This is a genomic window from Cohnella luojiensis (assembly GCF_004564235.1).
Taxonomy (GTDB): domain Bacteria; phylum Bacillota; class Bacilli; order Paenibacillales; family Paenibacillaceae; genus Cohnella; species Cohnella luojiensis.
This window is the reverse complement of record NZ_SOMN01000039.1, coordinates 35,800-51,470: the sequence shown is the minus strand read 5'-3', so window position 1 is coordinate 51,470 and position 15,671 is coordinate 35,800. Positions and strand designations below refer to the sequence as shown.

General features: G+C 48.4%; 18 protein-coding genes. 3 read left to right on the top strand and 15 right to left on the bottom strand.

Translation table 11 applies throughout. The annotated features are described in order from the left end of the window. On the top strand, positions 1–305 hold a 305-nt coding region (locus E2980_RS20600; protein ID WP_135154110.1), incomplete at its 5' end, for an RNA-guided endonuclease TnpB family protein. Positions 306–456: 151 nt separating this feature from the next. Here the strand turns inward: E2980_RS20600 and E2980_RS20595 are convergent. From E2980_RS20595 to E2980_RS20585, 3 genes are all read right to left on the bottom strand, one after another. After that, complete coding sequence (locus tag E2980_RS20595) at positions 457–1,242, bottom strand: IucA/IucC family C-terminal-domain containing protein (RefSeq protein ID WP_135154109.1); 786 nt, start codon at positions 1,240–1,242, stop codon at positions 457–459. Positions 1,243–1,350: 108 nt separating this feature from the next. Then, a complete protein-coding gene (locus tag E2980_RS20590) occupies positions 1,351–1,596 on the bottom strand; it encodes an ABC transporter ATP-binding protein (RefSeq protein ID WP_135154108.1) in 246 nt (81 codons plus the stop codon). 252 nt (positions 1,597–1,848) lie between these two features. Then, entirely contained in the window at positions 1,849–2,931 is a 1,083-nt protein-coding gene (locus tag E2980_RS20585) for a glycoside hydrolase family 172 protein (protein ID WP_135154107.1), read from the bottom strand. A 210-nt stretch (positions 2,932–3,141) separates the two neighbouring features. Here E2980_RS20585 and E2980_RS20580 point away from each other — a divergent pair, with 210 nt between their 5' ends. Further along, a complete protein-coding gene (locus tag E2980_RS20580) occupies positions 3,142–4,032 on the top strand; it encodes a helix-turn-helix domain-containing protein (RefSeq protein WP_135154106.1) in 891 nt (296 codons plus the stop codon). 15 nt (positions 4,033–4,047) lie between these two features. Here the strand turns inward: E2980_RS20580 and E2980_RS20575 are convergent, their stop codons facing one another. From E2980_RS20575 to E2980_RS20535, 10 genes are all read right to left on the bottom strand, one after another. Beyond that, positions 4,048–4,152: a MetS family NSS transporter small subunit gene (locus E2980_RS20575; protein ID WP_135154105.1), complete on the bottom strand. Its 105-nt coding sequence runs from the start codon at positions 4,150–4,152 to the stop codon at positions 4,048–4,050. A 2-nt stretch (positions 4,153–4,154) separates the two neighbouring features. After that, positions 4,155–5,684, bottom strand: coding sequence for a sodium-dependent transporter (locus E2980_RS20570; RefSeq protein ID WP_135154104.1), 1,530 nt, complete (start codon positions 5,682–5,684; stop codon positions 4,155–4,157). A 327-nt stretch (positions 5,685–6,011) separates the two neighbouring features. Then, positions 6,012–7,142, bottom strand: a complete 1,131-nt coding sequence (gene mutY / locus E2980_RS20565; protein ID WP_135154103.1) for an A/G-specific adenine glycosylase — start codon at positions 7,140–7,142, stop codon at positions 6,012–6,014. Further along, positions 7,139–8,020: an AraC family transcriptional regulator gene (locus E2980_RS20560; protein WP_167747204.1), complete on the bottom strand. Its 882-nt coding sequence runs from the start codon at positions 8,018–8,020 to the stop codon at positions 7,139–7,141. The genes mutY and E2980_RS20560 overlap by 4 nt, the downstream gene beginning before the upstream one ends. A 152-nt stretch (positions 8,021–8,172) precedes the next feature. Then, positions 8,173–8,562: a holo-ACP synthase gene (gene acpS / locus E2980_RS20555; protein WP_135154101.1), complete on the bottom strand. Its 390-nt coding sequence runs from the start codon at positions 8,560–8,562 to the stop codon at positions 8,173–8,175. Positions 8,563–8,571: 9 nt separating this feature from the next. After that, positions 8,572–9,381, bottom strand: a complete 810-nt coding sequence (nadE, locus tag E2980_RS20550; RefSeq protein ID WP_135154100.1) for an ammonia-dependent NAD(+) synthetase — start codon at positions 9,379–9,381, stop codon at positions 8,572–8,574. Between the two features lie 83 nt (positions 9,382–9,464). Beyond that, positions 9,465–9,899: a BrxA/BrxB family bacilliredoxin gene (locus tag E2980_RS20545; RefSeq protein WP_135154099.1), complete on the bottom strand. Its 435-nt coding sequence runs from the start codon at positions 9,897–9,899 to the stop codon at positions 9,465–9,467. A 197-nt stretch (positions 9,900–10,096) separates the two neighbouring features. Continuing rightward, positions 10,097–10,480, bottom strand: coding sequence for a DUF3905 domain-containing protein (locus E2980_RS20540; RefSeq protein WP_240703123.1), 384 nt, complete (start codon positions 10,478–10,480; stop codon positions 10,097–10,099). 41 nt (positions 10,481–10,521) lie between these two features. Continuing rightward, positions 10,522–10,647 (bottom strand): hypothetical protein, encoded by a 126-nt coding sequence (locus E2980_RS24970; RefSeq protein ID WP_276322367.1) that lies wholly within the window; start codon positions 10,645–10,647, stop codon positions 10,522–10,524. 76 nt (positions 10,648–10,723) lie between these two features. Beyond that, complete coding sequence (locus E2980_RS20535; RefSeq protein WP_135154097.1) at positions 10,724–12,382, bottom strand: ATP-binding protein; 1,659 nt, start codon at positions 12,380–12,382, stop codon at positions 10,724–10,726. Positions 12,383–12,627: 245 nt separating this feature from the next. Here E2980_RS20535 and E2980_RS20530 point away from each other — a divergent pair, with 245 nt between their 5' ends. After that, complete coding sequence (locus E2980_RS20530; protein WP_135154096.1) at positions 12,628–13,899, top strand: BaiN/RdsA family NAD(P)/FAD-dependent oxidoreductase; 1,272 nt, start codon at positions 12,628–12,630, stop codon at positions 13,897–13,899. A 27-nt stretch (positions 13,900–13,926) separates the two neighbouring features. On the opposite strand, the gene E2980_RS20525 is transcribed toward E2980_RS20530, so the two are convergent. Next, entirely contained in the window at positions 13,927–14,757 is an 831-nt protein-coding gene (locus tag E2980_RS20525) for a carbohydrate ABC transporter permease (RefSeq protein ID WP_135154095.1), read from the bottom strand. A 19-nt stretch (positions 14,758–14,776) separates the two neighbouring features. Continuing rightward, the gene (locus tag E2980_RS20520; protein WP_135154094.1) at positions 14,777–15,670 is read right to left on the bottom strand and encodes a carbohydrate ABC transporter permease; all 894 of its coding nucleotides are present in this window, start codon (positions 15,668–15,670) and stop codon (positions 14,777–14,779) included. Between the last annotated feature and the right edge of the window lies 1 nt (position 15,671).

Genomic DNA, 15,671 nt, shown 5'->3' with positions numbered 1-15,671 from the left:
AAGATTTACAAGTAGCCGACATGGTCAAGAATCATAAGTTAGCCAAGGCGATCAACGAAGTTTCCTGGTCCCAATTTCGCTCGATGCTGGAGTACAAAGCGAAGTGGTATGGTCGTATTGTTGTAGCAGTTGGCAAAACATTTGCAAGCAGTCAATTATGTTCCTGCTGTGGCTACAAAAACAAAGACGTTAAGGACTTAAAGTTGCGTGAATGGGATTGCCCTGAATGTGAAGCGCATCACGATAGAGATTTCAACGCAAGCCTAAACATACTTGCCGAAGGCAAAAGACTGCTTACCGTGTAAACGCTACACGAACTGTCGGGACGACAGGGTTAGCTTGGTAAATTTCTCTTCGGTAGAGGGGACTACCCAAGAATCTCGTGACTTCAGTCATGAGAGGTTCAAGGAGGGTAGTTAAAAGTGGGTTAGCAGCACTTTGAAGGGTCCATAGGCGTTAGCCTATGGAGACCGCTTCATAATGCCGCTTGGGGCAAGAGGAGCAAAAATCGTTCGATTCATCCGAAGCCAGATAGTAATAACAGCAGGTTTTACGAATACGAATGGGATGGTCTGAAGCACAGGTGACGACTTTAGGACTATCGAATTTGGCTAGAGGATTCTTCGTTACTCCGAATAGGTGAGCTGGAGCTTCCGAACGCAGGTAATCATAGTCGGCTTGCAGCCGTACCTTAAGCTCGGCGTCGGCTCCTTCCATGAATTTATTCTCGTACAACCAGTAAACGTAAATCGCCGTATTCTCCCATAGGACGGAAATTGAGACAGAAGCCGATTTGGACAGAGCGCGCCAGGCTTTGGACAAATTGTCGGCGAATACGTTGCGGATCACTTGATCTCGCCATTCGTTCCGGCCACCCTCCCCTGGCGCAGTGACTTGCCAATCGGTTAAGCGCACCTTCGGCAGCCAGGTTTGGCCTTGATGATGGGATTCGACATGACAATTCCCGATGGAGTAATCCAGGCTTTTGTCATATCGACTCATCGCATATAGGCTGGATGCAATAATCAAGAAGCTGTACCTCTTGGCGAAAAGCGAGGCATTCGCGACGTTGGACGCGGCTTCGAATATGCTCCCGACCTTATCCAGATAAGCCAGGCTTTTGTCTTGGTCCAGCAGAACGGTTGCAGGCATGGAATACCGTCTGTCCGCTGACGGCTCAAGCGCCAATCGGTGATCTTTTACTAACACGTCGATTTCTTCCGGTGTATATTCGATCAGCATCGCTTTTCCCTCGTTTGTTTAGATTGTCCTTCCCTTGCCGTGCGGTACGCACATCGGCGATCCGTACAGAGCGTCTTGGATGACGCTTGCCTTCATGCGGAAGACCCCTCAAATCATGCTCGATGTCACGACTTCTTCCGGCGAGCTTTCGATGTAAACTTGTTGATCTTGAATGGCTACGATATGATGCGCGTAACGGCATGCAAGATTGATATCGTGAAGCACCATGACGATCGTACGCCCCTTGCTGGCGTTAAGCGAATAAAGCAAATTGAGCACTTCGATCTGGTCCCTGTCGTCTCCAACGCTCGGCTTACGTGCTGTCGACAAATCGCGAGTTTCCAGAGCGTACAATCGGTTCATCTCCTATTTAACATCGATTTTATATAGACATCGCTACCATGTCAATGAAAATGATAATTATTATCAATTAGTGATAGATCGGGGGACTAATCGTCGTCCTCTCGGACACGGTTGCGCGAACGGCATTCTTGCCTTATTTAATCGAAACACCGAAGGTTACCTCAACGACTTAGAAAAATAGAAAAAAAAAGAAGCTACTCCTCAAGTCTTTTCAGACCTTTGGGTAGCTTCCATAATCGTCTTTTAAATTACTTCTCGCTCGTCATTGCCAGGCAACGGAGAGAACGTGGCGTGAGGTTCGGCTTGATACCAGAAAGCCGTCGAAGAGATATCGCTTTGCTGGGGCAAATATCGTCTTTCCGAGCGCCAGCCGAGATCTTGAATCGTGATCCTAAGGTCGCTCTCGAAGCGGATCGGATCCATCACGTGCCAACGGTACATTCCGAATCTTTGCTGGCTGCGATATAACCCGTCGGGCTTGATCAACTGGTGCATGCCGAGGTACGCCGTCGAATACGTGCTGTACTGCCCGATCGGCTGCTCCCAGTTCCATGCTCCGCCGAAGTAATCCTCGGTACCCGTTCCGCAGATGGTCGGGAATTCGCGGTCACCGTCCATGTAGAACTTGATTTCGCCTTCTCCCCACCAGCCGTTGTTATTCACCTGCCATGCCAGATAGCAGCCGACATAATGCCCTTGCCCTTTTACCCCGTCAAGAATCGTATGCACGTCTTTATACTGGACCGGATTGCTGCGACGCCACTGTGCATGGAAGTACGCCGCGTCATCCGGCACTTCCGTCAATGTATAGTCGATTTGATAGTAAATGACCGCTTTTTCCGATGACTTGTTCTCGACCGTCATGCGAGCGGATTTACGGAACGGCATAAGCCAATAGCTGTTCATCCCTCCGGCCGGATTGACGGCGATCGGAAGCGAATTGACATTGCATCTTTCCTGCCATCCGTTGCAGAAAAGGTCGCCCACCGGCACTTCGACCGATGGCTGCTCTACGTCGTCCCAGTGGAAACGGATAATCAAGTTGCGCCAGAACGTCGGGAAACAGGTTAACCAGATATGTTGTATAGCTCCCGGACCCTCAATATATCCCATAGTGAATGTAGCGCCCGGATCGATTTCGACCGAAGGAGACACCTTCCACCCGATGCCCAGATCGCGCGCGCAGTCCGCTCCCGTACCTTCCGTCGCCATGCCACCCTTTCCTTTTTCACCCTTGAAGTTTTCCGGGCTGATCGAACGCGTCTTCGCGTCCGATAATCTTGCCAAACTGCCTAGTCCCATATCTAATCCGTTAAAGTTGTTCATGTTTACCTCCCCTCATCTCCGAGATTGACGGTTGAGAGTCCATTGCCGTAATCTGCCGCGCATAATATAATTGAAATTGCTACAGTATGTTCCTGATTTTATTAATGGCAACGTTTACATTATTGATATTATCAAATACTATGCGGAATTTCTTTGTTGCTAATTGTTATTATTTATCCATTCTTGCTTAATGTTAGGGTGAGTGTTGAAATGAAAGGCGACCATAACAACAATTTGCTGATGCAATTCTCGCCGAATATCCGAAGGGCATGGAATCATCGAGTACCCGAAATGAAGATGAAGGCGCGCATCATTTTCGATTACGAGCTTCTTTATTTGGAAAAAGGGGAATTATCGATTCGTATCGACAATGAATTCCATACGATAGTCCCGGGGGACATCATTCTGTTCAAACCCGGCAAGGAGCATGAGTTTCTCGGTTCGGCGGGGGAAAGCTGGATGCCTCACATTCACTTCGACGTGTTGTATTATGAGGATTTCGAGGACGTTCCGATCAACCATAAAACATTGAAAGAATGCCCGAAGGAAGAGAGACGGTTAATCCGGCCGGACATTCTCGGTTCCGTTCTGGAGATCCCGGATATTATCCGGATCGGCAATCACATGGAAATCTACAACAACCTGCAGAAGCTGATCCATGCCTATGACAGAAGGGATCCCGATTTCACGATCCTGCAAAAATCAATCGTTCTGCGCATCCTGTATCAGTTGGTCAAAGGGCTGGAAGCGCAGCAAAACAACCGCCTCGCTCTTCATCAGAAGGTGCTCGATCAGACTGTGACGCACATTATGGACAACTACAGCCAGACCGTGAGTTTAGAGGATCTGTCCAGAATCGCCTGCTTAAGCGTATTTCACTTCTCCCGCTTGTTCAAAGAAAAGTACGGCTTGTCTCCCCATCAATTCCAAATTCGCCACCGGATCGAAAAAGCGAAGGAACTGATGATATACAGTCGTCTCTCCCTTACCTCGATTGCCGAGAAAATCGGGTACGGAAGCGTGTATGCATTCAGTAAGGCGTTCAAGCAAGCCGAGGGCGTTTCCCCCCGCCGGTTTGTCCGCACGTTTTCGGGGGAATGACCGAGTCGCTTGTTCTTACGACTTTTTACTTTTCTTAACCGCTATAGTAATCGTAAGAGCGAGTCCGCCCCATAACAAGATCGCCCCGAATAGAAACATCCAGATCGCCGCTGCGCTCATGCTCAGAATCCCTCCTGTGTTTTCCATTTAAATAGGTATGCAAGGGGGAACGCGATCAATAAAGTCGCGCCAACGATAATCCATCCGAATGTAAGCAGCGCATGAAACGGGTATCCTTCATATGCTTTCGTGAATTCCAACTGAAAATTTTTAAAAGTCATGAATAGCAATACGAGCGGAGTCACGCCGATAATCATGATATTCCACCAAGTACCTACACGGAAATCGGATACTAGATTGTTATCGTCCCGAATGCGAGTTATATTAGCGAACCAGCCGACAAGAATCACTTCAAACAGACCGGCAATGACGATGCCGAAGTTATTAATGAAATGGTCTACGATATCAAGCAGTACAATGCCGGCGCCGGTTGTATAAACGATACTCACGAACGCGCAAACCCCGACTACCCCATTCACGGCCGCCTTGCGGCTTAAGCGGAATTTGTCCATCAAAGATGCTATCAATACTTCAACGATTGAAATCAACGACGTATAACCGGCAATGACGAGCGCTAAGAAAAAGAGCGCTCCGAACGTACCGTTTAGCGTGGGAAAAGCGTTAATGATTTTCGGAAATACGACGAAAGCTAGACCGACTCCAGAGGCGGCCACGTCTTTCACTTCGCTGCCTGAGGATACAGCCATAAAGCCGATGGCTGCGAATACGCCGATGGCTGCAAGAAATTCGAAACCGCAGTTGCTGAAAGCCATGATAAAACCGCTGTTATTGACGTCCTGTTTCTTGTCGATATAACTGCTATAGGTGATCATAATAGCAAAGGCGATCGAAAGGCTGAAGAATATTTGCCCATATGCCGCTATCCATACGCTATACCATTCCGGATTTGTACCTCCGAGAAAGCCCGGCATAATTTTGCCGAAATCGGGTGTGAGCAGGTGATCTAATCCTACGCCCGCCCCCGGCAGCGTTACTGCACGAATGACAATCAAAATCATCATGACAAACAAGATCGGAATGAAAATTTTGCTTACTTTTTCAATGCCCTTCTTTATGCCTCGAATAAGTACATAATAGGTCCCTGCCCAAACCGCGATTAAAGGGAGCAGAATGTGCCACCGCAAGCCTCCTAAATTCCACCCCGAATCCGTTACGGCATCGCCGGGAACACCCAAATATGTACCGAACAGGAATGCTTTCGTATCTTCTCCCCAATTTAAGTTGAACGAGTAGAAAAAATAGCTTACAGCCCATGCAATAATCGAAACATAGTAGGTTGTGATGACGAAACAAATCAACACCTGCCACCAGCCGAGCCACTCGAACTTACGGGACAGTCTGCTTAACGATAAAGGGGAAGACCCTCTGCCTGTCCGTCCGATTCCGAACTCTAACAATAGGATCGGAATACCTGCCGTTAATAAAGCGAAGAAATAAGGGATTAGAAATGCCCCTCCGCCATTTTCGTATACGACATACGGAAACCTCCAAATATTGCCCAAACCAACCGCCGAACCTACTGCAGCCAAAATGAATCCTGCCCTGGTGCCCCACTGCTCACGTTGTTCCATTCATTAATGACCACCTTTTCCATATGTATAAGCATCTTATGAGATTTCTTATTATGACTGGGTATTTTAGATTTTATCAATGGTAATTAATAACATTAAGCGCTAACTCTCCATCTGCATATATATAACCGCATCCCAATCCGGCGAATCAACCACAACGTAGCGGTAATCGTCATAATTGTTCACTATCTCTTCCGTGCCGCCGTCGATTGTCAACGCTCTCAACAAAAAATATATCATTTTTTCTTGGAATAAAAAGCCATGAACTCCGTGAAATTTCCGAAGTTCATGTTTGTTTACGGTCCGCGGGCTACCCGTGTCAGCAGATTAACCTGCGATTTTGTTATGAATAAAGTATTCAGTCAACAATTTCCTAAAAACATTAGGCCACACGTAGCTTTCGAAATCCTCAGGACCAACCCACTTATAGGAGGTTCGTTCTTCTACGTACTGTTCTTCATGGGCTCTGGCTGCCAACACTCTGATATTCCAAACGAGATGCGTGAATATGTGCTGCGCATCCCCGACCGCGTGCTCAGTCGCCAGAATCCTAACTCCGTCTTCTGCCAATGCCGTCTCTAAATATTCCTTTCCCAAAGAAAGGGATTCCCATTCCATCGCATCCGGCACCTCGACATGGGGAAGCTCCCACATTCTTGCCAGCAAACCCGAATCCGGCCGTTGCCTCACCAGCACCTTGCCGGCGTTGGACCCCGTTCCTTCCACTAATGCCGCGAATCGGAATACGGGTCTTGGCTTCTTGGCCTTGGTTTTCACGGGGAGCTCGCGCTCGCGCCCATGCAATCGCCCTAAGCAACCTTCCCTTACAGGGCAATCCAGACAGGAAGGAGACTTCGGCGTGCACACCATAGCTCCGTGCTCCATCAAAGCCTGATTAAAGTCGGCGGCTTCTCCGCCAGGAATCAGTTCTTGGGCAAGTCCTTCGATGGAAATCCGAGTGGATGAACGAGCAATGTCATCCTCCAAGCAGAAGTAACGCGAAAGCACCCGCATCACGTTCCCGTCTACCGCAGGCTCGGATTGGTTATACGCAATACTGAGTATTGCGCCCGCCGTATAAGGTCCGACTCCTTTTAAGCTAGATACGTCCTTCTTATTGCTAGGGACCCGACCGCCGTAATGCTCTACGACTTCGCGTACCGCGGTTTGCAGGTTGCGAACCCTGGAGTAATACCCCAATCCCTCCCAGTGCTTAAGAACCTCTTCCTCCGGCGCTTCGGCTAACTCGCGTAGAGATGGAAACCGGTCTACGAAGCGATTGAAATACGGAATAACCGTCTCGACGCGAGTCTGCTGCAGCATAATTTCCGATACCCAGATGTGATAGGGATCACGGCTTCTTCGCCAGGGCAAGTCGCGACGCTCCCTCTGATACCATTGAAGCAATTCCTTGCTGAAATAACGTTTGTTCTCCTCGAGATCTAAGCCCGCGCTCACTTCCGATCATCCTCTTCCTCATGCGACTTCGCTCCTGTTGCGACAAATGATGTCGCCTGCTTGCGGTATCGGCTTGGCGTCAGTCCCGTATGGGCTTTGAACATCCTGGAGAAATAGTAAATTTGCATCCCTACCTTGCTGGCTACCGCGGACACATTGCATTCCGGTTGCAAGAGCAATGACTTGGCCATCTCCATGCGCCGCAAATTAACATACTGGATAGGCGAATAGCCTAAGATTCCTTTGAAAAAGACGATAAAATAATTCGGATGTAAAAAGACCTGTTTGGATAAGTTTTCCACCGTTATATTGTCCGCCAGATGTTCGTCGATATATCGAAGCACGATATCGATTTTCTGCATATCCTCGGTTGGCGTTCCATTACCGGCGATTGAAAGGTTGTCCAGAAATAAGCTGATCAGATTCAGCATTATCGCCTTGATCTTAAGCCTTGAGGTTAGGCGGTCCAGCGATAGTTGCTCGAACAGGCGCTTGAATAGAGCAGAAATCTCTTCCTGCTCATTCGTCACTTGAATATGGAAAGGAATTTGAAGCGTTCGATAGAGGTCTCGGTCCTCGTAACTGCTCCTGAAGTGGCACCATTGCAGCGTTAGCTTCTCCTCCGACTCTAAGGCGATCCGGTGCGGAATTCCCGATAACAGGATGCATAACTTCCCCTGTACGAGCTGAATTTCCTTATCATGGACAATCAACTTGCCTTGGCCTTCCTTGACGAAAAGGAACCGATTGCAATCGTAAGTATCCTCCCTGTCTTTAAGAGAAGAGGCATCCAGTATCGTTTCCGCAGCGGCTGCGACTTCGATATTCATGTGCTCGAAATGTTTCATCATGATAGTCAAATAATTCGTAGTTGTCATCATTGCGCTCCATTATCCGGATATTAAATCTCGTCCTCTAACCTAGTTCCCATTATACGTCAGGTAACCGGAAGCGTAAATTACCAGTTCATATCGTTAATCCCTAATAAATAACAGCCCAGTTGTAGATAACAACCGGACTGTAGTCGTTCTTACTGTTCGATTAACGCCGTAGCTGCCGCTAATGATCGTTCATGCGTAATCGCGATATGTAACTTTAGAGACCGATCTTCCCATCCTAACCGCTTCATTGACGCTTCGGACAGCATACACACAGGCTTCCCGCATTCATCGGGGAGCACTTCCATATCCTTGAAACCCACAATGGCTCCGATTCCGCAACCTAGCGCCTTGACCACGGCTTCTTTAACCGCAAATCTCCCGCTAATATATTCAAGCGCGCGGCGCGGCTGTAATTTCGCCCAAGCCTCGCTTTCCTTTACGGTAAGCACTCTGTTAACGAATCTATTCCTGCCCGGCCCCGAGAGCAATCTGTCCATCCGCGCAAGCTCGACGACGTCCAGTCCAATTCCGACGATCATCTCGTTCGGTTAAATCCCTGGAATTAACTGGCGCTTATGTTGCGTGCGCAAGTAATGCTTCTCGAGAATCTCCCGGGCTTTAGGATCGATTTCTTTGCCTTCCAGATAGGAGCTGTTATCCTCATACGTTACCCCTAGCTCATTCTCATCCGTCTGCCCTTGCCACAACCCTGCCGTCGGAGCCTTATCAATTACGCTCGCGGGAACGCCAAGACGTCTAGCCAGCTGGCGAACTTGACGTTTGTTCAAGCTGCTGAGCGGAGTGATATCTACTGCTCCGTCTCCCCACTTCGTGAAGAAGCCGGTCAACGCTTCCGAAGCATGGTCCGTACCGACGACCAACAAATTCAAGTCGAACGCTAACGCATACTGCACGACCATGCGCGTGCGTGCCTTCACGTTTCCTTTGCCTCCGCGGCTAATATGACGATGAATATCCAATGCCTTGAACGCGTACTCGGTTTCCAGAGCAATCTCATCCACGGCTTCGGCGATGTTCGTCTCGACTTTATGCTTCAAGCCGAATGCTTCGGCAACCTCGTAGCTATGATGAATGTCCTCCTGCTCTCCGTAAGGCTGGAAGACGCCAAGCGTCATGTACTCTTTGCCGGTTTCCTGAGATAGCTCGTCCGTCGCGCGCTTGCACAGCCCTGCGGCCACGGCGCTATCCACTCCTCCGCTAATCGCGATCAACAGTCCGGTAGTGCCCGACTGCTTCACGTAATCCTTAAGAAAGTCGACTCTGCGCTCGATCTCCTGGTCTACGTCAATCGTCGGACGTACACCCAGCTTCTCAATGACTTCTTGTTGCAGCGACATTTATCCATTCCTCCCATCAAGTAAAAAACAAAAATATCCCGTTGGCTTGGCCGTAATGGCTTAAGCCAACGGGATGAATGGGTTTACCTGCAATAACGGTCGAAGGCACCCGTAAGATCAGCGGCAATATCTCCGGCGCTGCGATTCTCGATTTGGTGTCTTTCAATGAAATGAACGAGTTCCCCGTCTTTAAACAGCGCAATGGATGGGGAAGATGGCGGATAAGGCAGGAAATATTCGCGGGCTTTCGCGGTTGCTTCCTTATCTTGTCCGGCAAACACCGTAAACAGATGGTCGGGCGTCACGTCATGTTGAAGGGCTTCTGCAACCCCTGGACGGCATTGCCCTGCCGCGCAACCGCAAACGGAGTTAATAACGACAAGTGCGGTACCTGAAGCAGTAGGAAGCTTCGCCTCTACTTCTTCGGGAGTTCTTAATTCTTGAATGCCGAGCCGAGTCAAATCGTCTCGCATCGGTTGAACCATATCCATCATATATCTTTCGAAAGACATCGACATAGGAGGCGCCTCGCTTTCCGGATCTAATAGTTGGCGGTTGATTATTCCGCTATACCTCATTATAACGCGCCGCCGCAAGCTCCGTCAAAAAAGTCAACCTCGCACGCCGCCAATTGGCCTCCGAAAGAAAAATCGGGCGATGACAACCGGAATGCGAATCGGCTATTCGCCTCGCACACGGCCGCATCGCCCTACAATTAAGGCTCATCCAACACTTCGGGAACAGGGAAGTATTCATCGTCATCCAGTTCTAACGGAATGGACGTCGAGTGAGTCGGATGCATGAACAGACCGGAAGAAGGAGCTATCCCTCTTTCGAATAAATCCTTGTTTTCCTTCGTGAGAAATCCTATGTCCTTATAGGGATGCACCCACTGCTCACCCGCCATGACGGACGGATCCGTATTTTTACTCCATTGCTCGAGCGGCGATTGCGCTGACGCATAATCGTGATCGCCGATCACGACTCCGTGGGCATTGACGAACGGCTCCCGCGGACCCCGGTTGTCGCGGAATTCCGCCCGAAATTCGATTTCGAACGGATCCAATTCCGAATCGTCGGCCCCCCCGGCAGGCTTCACGCCTGCGTAGGTCTCATTAAGCTTATCCGCGCAGATGTCGTTTAAGTGGACGGACGATTAGGGCCGTCTAATTTCTTGTCATATCCCGGGGATAACGGTGATTTTTCTTTTCTGACGCGATTGGTGTCGCTCCGTCCGGATTTAGACGGTCCTTGGCGGCTTGGCATGGAAGCATCCTCCTTGTCTGGATGTATCCCACGTAGTTTAACCGAATGAATGGCTCTTATCCGTACTTAACAAATATCACCAGCAATAACGGCCCGGTTTGCAGAAAGATACGATAAACGAGGTCCCTTGACCGACTGCGGACTCCACGTGGATCTTGCCGCTATGCCGTTCCACTATGCTAAGGCATAGCGCCAAGCCGAGCCCCGTCCCGTTCGTCTTCGTCGTGTAGAACGGCTCGAATAGCCTTTCCAGCTTCTCTTGGGGTATACCCACGCCGTTATCGACCACGCGGAGCTGAACGGTATCTTGGAGATTAAGCGTCTCTATGCGAAGAATTCCCTTGTCATTCATCGCTTCCATTCCATTGCGGGCCAGATTAAGGATGAGTTGCTTCATCTCTTTGCTGTTTACATGAAGGATATCCATACTCTCTGAGAGTCGCAAATCGATTATTTGTCCTCGCATGTTGGCATCTGCCCATATTAGAGGAAGCAGGTCGTTTAATAGATCGTTTAGATTAGACGGCTCCTTCTCGACAATCCTGTTCTGAGCCAAAGATAGGAAGTCGTTAATGATCGCGTTAGCGCGGTCTAACTCATCCAATACGATACGGAAATAAGATTGTTGGTCCTCAGGGCTTCGCTCGTTAAGAAGCTGAACGAATCCTCGGATTACGGCCATCGGATTGCGTATTTCATGCGTGATGCTCGCTGCCATCTGTCCAACGAGACTCAGCCGCTCCATCTTGTCAACCTCATCCTTGAGCCGCTGAAGTTCGGTTACGTCGTGACCGATGAACAATACGCCATCCGTCCCGTGTGACGGCATATCTTGAATAGAGCACGAAACCGTGTAAAACGTTCGCCCGTTCAGCCGAATGATTTCAATCAGCTTGTCTTCTCCGAGCAGGACTCTTTCCACGGGATCCGCTTCGAACTGCACGTCCACCTTTTTCAAAATATCGGAAAATTTTTGGCCCAGAATGTCATTGCGGCCAACCGAGCCGATAAACTTAATAGCCACGTCGTTCACATGGGTTATGAATCCCCGATTATTGCAGAAAACGACCAATAACGGAGAATTATCGATGAATTGCTGAAGCCTGCGCATTTCTTTGCGATATTTATTAGACACGTTGTGAAGTTGAATCTGCAATTCGATCCGATCGTAGCAAAGCTCTATAAAATGCGCGCACACTAAGGTTAAGCCCATTATGGATAGGCCAAATATTAGTCCTCCGAGGAGGTGCCCAGACACATCCGCGAACTTCAGGTTCGTAATGCCGGAAAGACCGACGGCAATTCGAAGGATGGCAATCAGGAGGCAGATGACCGCAACAACCTTAAGCCTCCCCTTTCGGGAGCTTGCGTCGAATATCGATATACGGGTATAAAGAACCGGTATGTATATAATAATGAACATAGCGAATAGGATATAATCCCATTGGTTAGTGAACTCGTTCAAGCGGGTGATAATATAGACGACCAAGAGAACCCCGGCAACGGGAATCCCTCCATATAGAGAACCGATAATCAACGGAATATAGCGAAAATCGAGGCAAACTCCATCCTCATTAACCATCGTATAATGCGCGTTCAACATCATCGCGATTCCGCAAGCGACGCCGAGGAAAATATGCGCTTGGCGGATCCGTTCCGGTTTAGAGTACCAAACCATAAACGAAAAAACGGGTAGAAAAGAAATTAGGACCTGAAGCAGCGTATCTTTCCACATTCTGGGAACCTCCCGCACGACGGACCGGCTTCATACACATTTTTCCACCTATATAATTAATTTGATTAAAGCACATCTCTCCATAGGTTACAATAAAAGGCATATAAATTGCACAAAATCCGATCGATTTTTGTAGAATAATACAAATAATATAAAAAATAATTCGACGACATTCATCCAAAAATTTTGCGATTGCTAAAGCGAATGTTAAACTCATCTTAAACCAAATGATCGGGAGTATTAGGATGAAATACGACGTTATCGTAATCGGCGGCGGCTCTGCGGGATTAATGGCCAGCATCGCGGCTAGCAAACATGGAGCCCGCGTTCTTCTATTGGACAAGGGGGAGAAACTGGGGCGCAAGCTAGGGATCTCCGGCGGCGGAAGATGCAACGTAACGAACAATAAAGATATCGACGAGTTGATCAAGCATATCCCCGGCAACGGAAGATTTCTGCATAGCTCTTTCGCCAACTTCAGCAATAAAGATATTATCTCGTTTTTTGAAAATCTTGGGATCCGCCTTAAGGAAGAAGATAACGGACGCATGTTTCCCGTAACGGACAAAGCCAAGACCGTAGTGGACACGCTTGTCGGACAAATTCGGAAACAAGGCGTCGAGATCAAGCTGAACTCCCCCGTAGACACGATCCTGTATGAAGACGATCGCGTCTTGGGCGTGAGGCTTAAATCCGGTGAGACATTAATTTGTCATGCGGTCATCGTAGCGTCAGGAGGTAAATCAGTGCCTCAAACGGGCTCTACGGGGGACGGGTACCATTGGGCGGAGAAAGCAGGCCATACCATTACCGAACTCTTTCCGACCGAGGTGCCGTTAACCTCGAATGAACCCTTCATCGCGAGCAAGGAACTTCAGGGGCTTTCCTTGAGAGATGTCGCTCTGTCGGTATGGAATCCGAAAGGAAAGAAGATTATCGAGCATACGGGAGATATGATCTTCACTCATTTCGGCCTATCGGGACCGATCGCTTTGCGTTGCAGTCAATTCGTCGTGAAGGCGTTGAAGCAGTTCAATGCAGGCAATATTGAAGTGGCCGTGGATTTATTTCCGGAGAAGAGCGTTGACGAAGTCTATTCCGAATCCTTGAAGCTTGCGGAGCTTGAGCCGAAAAAAGCGGTCAAGAACATTCTTAAAGCCATCATGCCGGAAAAGCTGATTCCCATTATGCTGCGGAAATCGGGCTTAACCGATACCCTAACCTTCGACAATATACCCAGGCAGGATTGGATGCGGCTGGCGAAGTTGATGAAACATTTTCCGATTCGGGTGTACGGCACGCTTTCTATTGAAGATGCTTTCGTAACCGGCGGGGGGATTAACCTTAAGGAGGTAGACCCGAGAACGATGGAATCTAAGCTCGTAAACGGATTGTATTTCTGCGGGGAAATTCTCGATATTCACGGCTATACGGGAGGCTATAATATTACCGCGGCATTCTCAACGGGTTATACCGCCGGTTTGAACGCCATTCTAAACCAACCCAGAAGTTATTAGCTTCTGGGTTTATTCTTGATAGGAGATCTATTTCGTGCCGGTAAAGGTAATCCCGCGAACGAAATACCGGTTAAAGAAAATATACAACAACATAGCGGGAATGGTGAACATCATGGATGCGGCCATTATCAGGTTCGTAAAGCTGATATACTCTCCCCTGAACGTGCTTAACCCTAGCGGCAAGGTGAACATTTCATTGGCCGACATGATGATTAGCGGCCTTAAGAAGTCATTCCAAGCGCCAAGGAAGATGAATATCGCTTGCGCCGCAAGCGCGGGTTTGGCAAGAGGCATAACCAGCTTGAAGAAGATGCCCCATCTTCCCATGCCGTCCATGAAAGCCGCTTCTTCCATCTCGGTAGGGAAGCCAAGAAAGAATTGCCTCATCATGAAGATGTACGTTGCGTTTACCATACCGGGTATGATTAGGCCTTCGTAAGTATTGAGCAAAGAAAACCATTTTAATAGTAAATAACTTGGAATCAGCGTAACTTGGAACGGAATCATGAGCACCGCAAGAATAAGGAAAAACCAAAACTTGCTTCCGAAAAAAGTAATCCGGGCTAAAGCGTACCCCGCCATGGAATTCAACAATAAATTCAGAAGCGTAACGGACGCGGCAATGAGAACGCTGTTCATTAACCACCTTGGAAACAACGGCTCTTGCGCGAAAACGGTCTTGTAGTTATCCAATGTAAAGCTTTTCGGTATGATGCTGAAGCCGCCCTGGACGATTTCAGCAAGAGGCTTGAACGAGGTGGAAATTGCCCAAAGAAACGGGACGAGAGTGATCAACGCATAGATGGACAATATGGCGTAAATGAAGCCTTTCGACCCTTTTTTCCCAAAATGATTCATTCTTCCTTCCTCCTTTCCTTCAGTTTTTCTCATCGCCGAACAGCTTGCGTTGAACGAGAGTAAAGAGCATGATCACAATGGCCAATAACAGCGCCAGGGCCGATGCATAGCCCATGTCTAGATTCTTGAACGCGTATTTATAGATAAGGAGCACGATGGTCAAGGTAGAGTTGTTAGGACCGCCGTCTCCTCGGGAAACGATATAGGCTTGGTCGAATACCTGGAAGGAGCCAATTACGCCTAATACGACGACGAAGAAAGTAACCGGCTTTAAGAGCGGTACGGTAATCTTCCAAAACTTCGTCCAAGCGTTGGCCCCGTCAATTTCCGCGGATTCATAAATGTTGTGGGATATATCCTGCATGGATGCCAGGTAAATGACCATGAATCCGGGAGCGGTGGAGTAGATGTTCATCAGCATGACGCCGAAGAGCGCCACGGCGGGTTCGGCTAACCAGTTATGCGTGGGAAAATGAAGCATTCCTAACAGTTCGTTCAGGAGACCGTTATTGTTGAGAATCCAAACGAAAATAAGCGTCAATACGGCGGACGAAGTGATCGTCGGCAGAAAATACACCGTTCGAAAAAAATTCCGTCCCCTCAACTTCGCGTTTAACGCCGCCGCGAGAATCAAAGCGAGCATCGTTTGGCAGGGCACAACAATGAGGACGTATTTAGCGGTGTTTTTTAAAGAGATCCATACCTTATCGTCGTCGATCATCCGATTGAAATTCTTCAAGCCTACAAAATCGTAATTTACGCCCCCCAATAAAGTGACTTTATTGAAAGACAAAAATAAAGCATATAGAATCGGTAAAATAACGAACGTTCCAATGATGACGATGGTAGGAAACATAAACGAATAGCCTGCGATATTCTCTTTGGCTCTGCGGTTTCCCAGTATTCCCTTCATG

Bases quoted from the DNA above. Each gene is read 5' to 3' on its own strand.
- E2980_RS20595 (WP_135154109.1), bottom strand. From the start codon at position 1,242: ATGCTGATCGAATATACACCGGAAGAAATCGACGTGTTAGTAAAAGAT.
- E2980_RS20585 (WP_135154107.1), bottom strand. From the start codon at position 2,931: ATGAACAACTTTAACGGATTAGATATGGGACTAGGCAGTTTGGCAAGA.
- E2980_RS20580 (WP_135154106.1), top strand. From the start codon at position 3,142: ATGAAAGGCGACCATAACAACAATTTGCTGATGCAATTCTCGCCGAAT.
- E2980_RS20575 (WP_135154105.1), bottom strand. From the start codon at position 4,152: ATGAGCGCAGCGGCGATCTGGATGTTTCTATTCGGGGCGATCTTGTTA.
- E2980_RS20570 (WP_135154104.1), bottom strand. From the start codon at position 5,684: ATGGAACAACGTGAGCAGTGGGGCACCAGGGCAGGATTCATTTTGGCT.
- E2980_RS20560 (WP_167747204.1), bottom strand. From the start codon at position 8,020: ATGACAACTACGAATTATTTGACTATCATGATGAAACATTTCGAGCAC.
- acpS (WP_135154101.1), bottom strand. From the start codon at position 8,562: ATGATCGTCGGAATTGGACTGGACGTCGTCGAGCTTGCGCGGATGGAC.
- nadE (WP_135154100.1), bottom strand. From the start codon at position 9,381: ATGTCGCTGCAACAAGAAGTCATTGAGAAGCTGGGTGTACGTCCGACG.
- E2980_RS20545 (WP_135154099.1), bottom strand. From the start codon at position 9,899: ATGTCGATGTCTTTCGAAAGATATATGATGGATATGGTTCAACCGATG.
- E2980_RS24970 (WP_276322367.1), bottom strand. From the start codon at position 10,647: ATGCCAAGCCGCCAAGGACCGTCTAAATCCGGACGGAGCGACACCAAT.
- E2980_RS20535 (WP_135154097.1), bottom strand. From the start codon at position 12,382: ATGTGGAAAGATACGCTGCTTCAGGTCCTAATTTCTTTTCTACCCGTT.
- E2980_RS20530 (WP_135154096.1), top strand. From the start codon at position 12,628: ATGAAATACGACGTTATCGTAATCGGCGGCGGCTCTGCGGGATTAATG.
- E2980_RS20525 (WP_135154095.1), bottom strand. From the start codon at position 14,757: ATGAATCATTTTGGGAAAAAAGGGTCGAAAGGCTTCATTTACGCCATA.
- E2980_RS20520 (WP_135154094.1), bottom strand. From the start codon at position 15,670: ATGAAGGGAATACTGGGAAACCGCAGAGCCAAAGAGAATATCGCAGGC.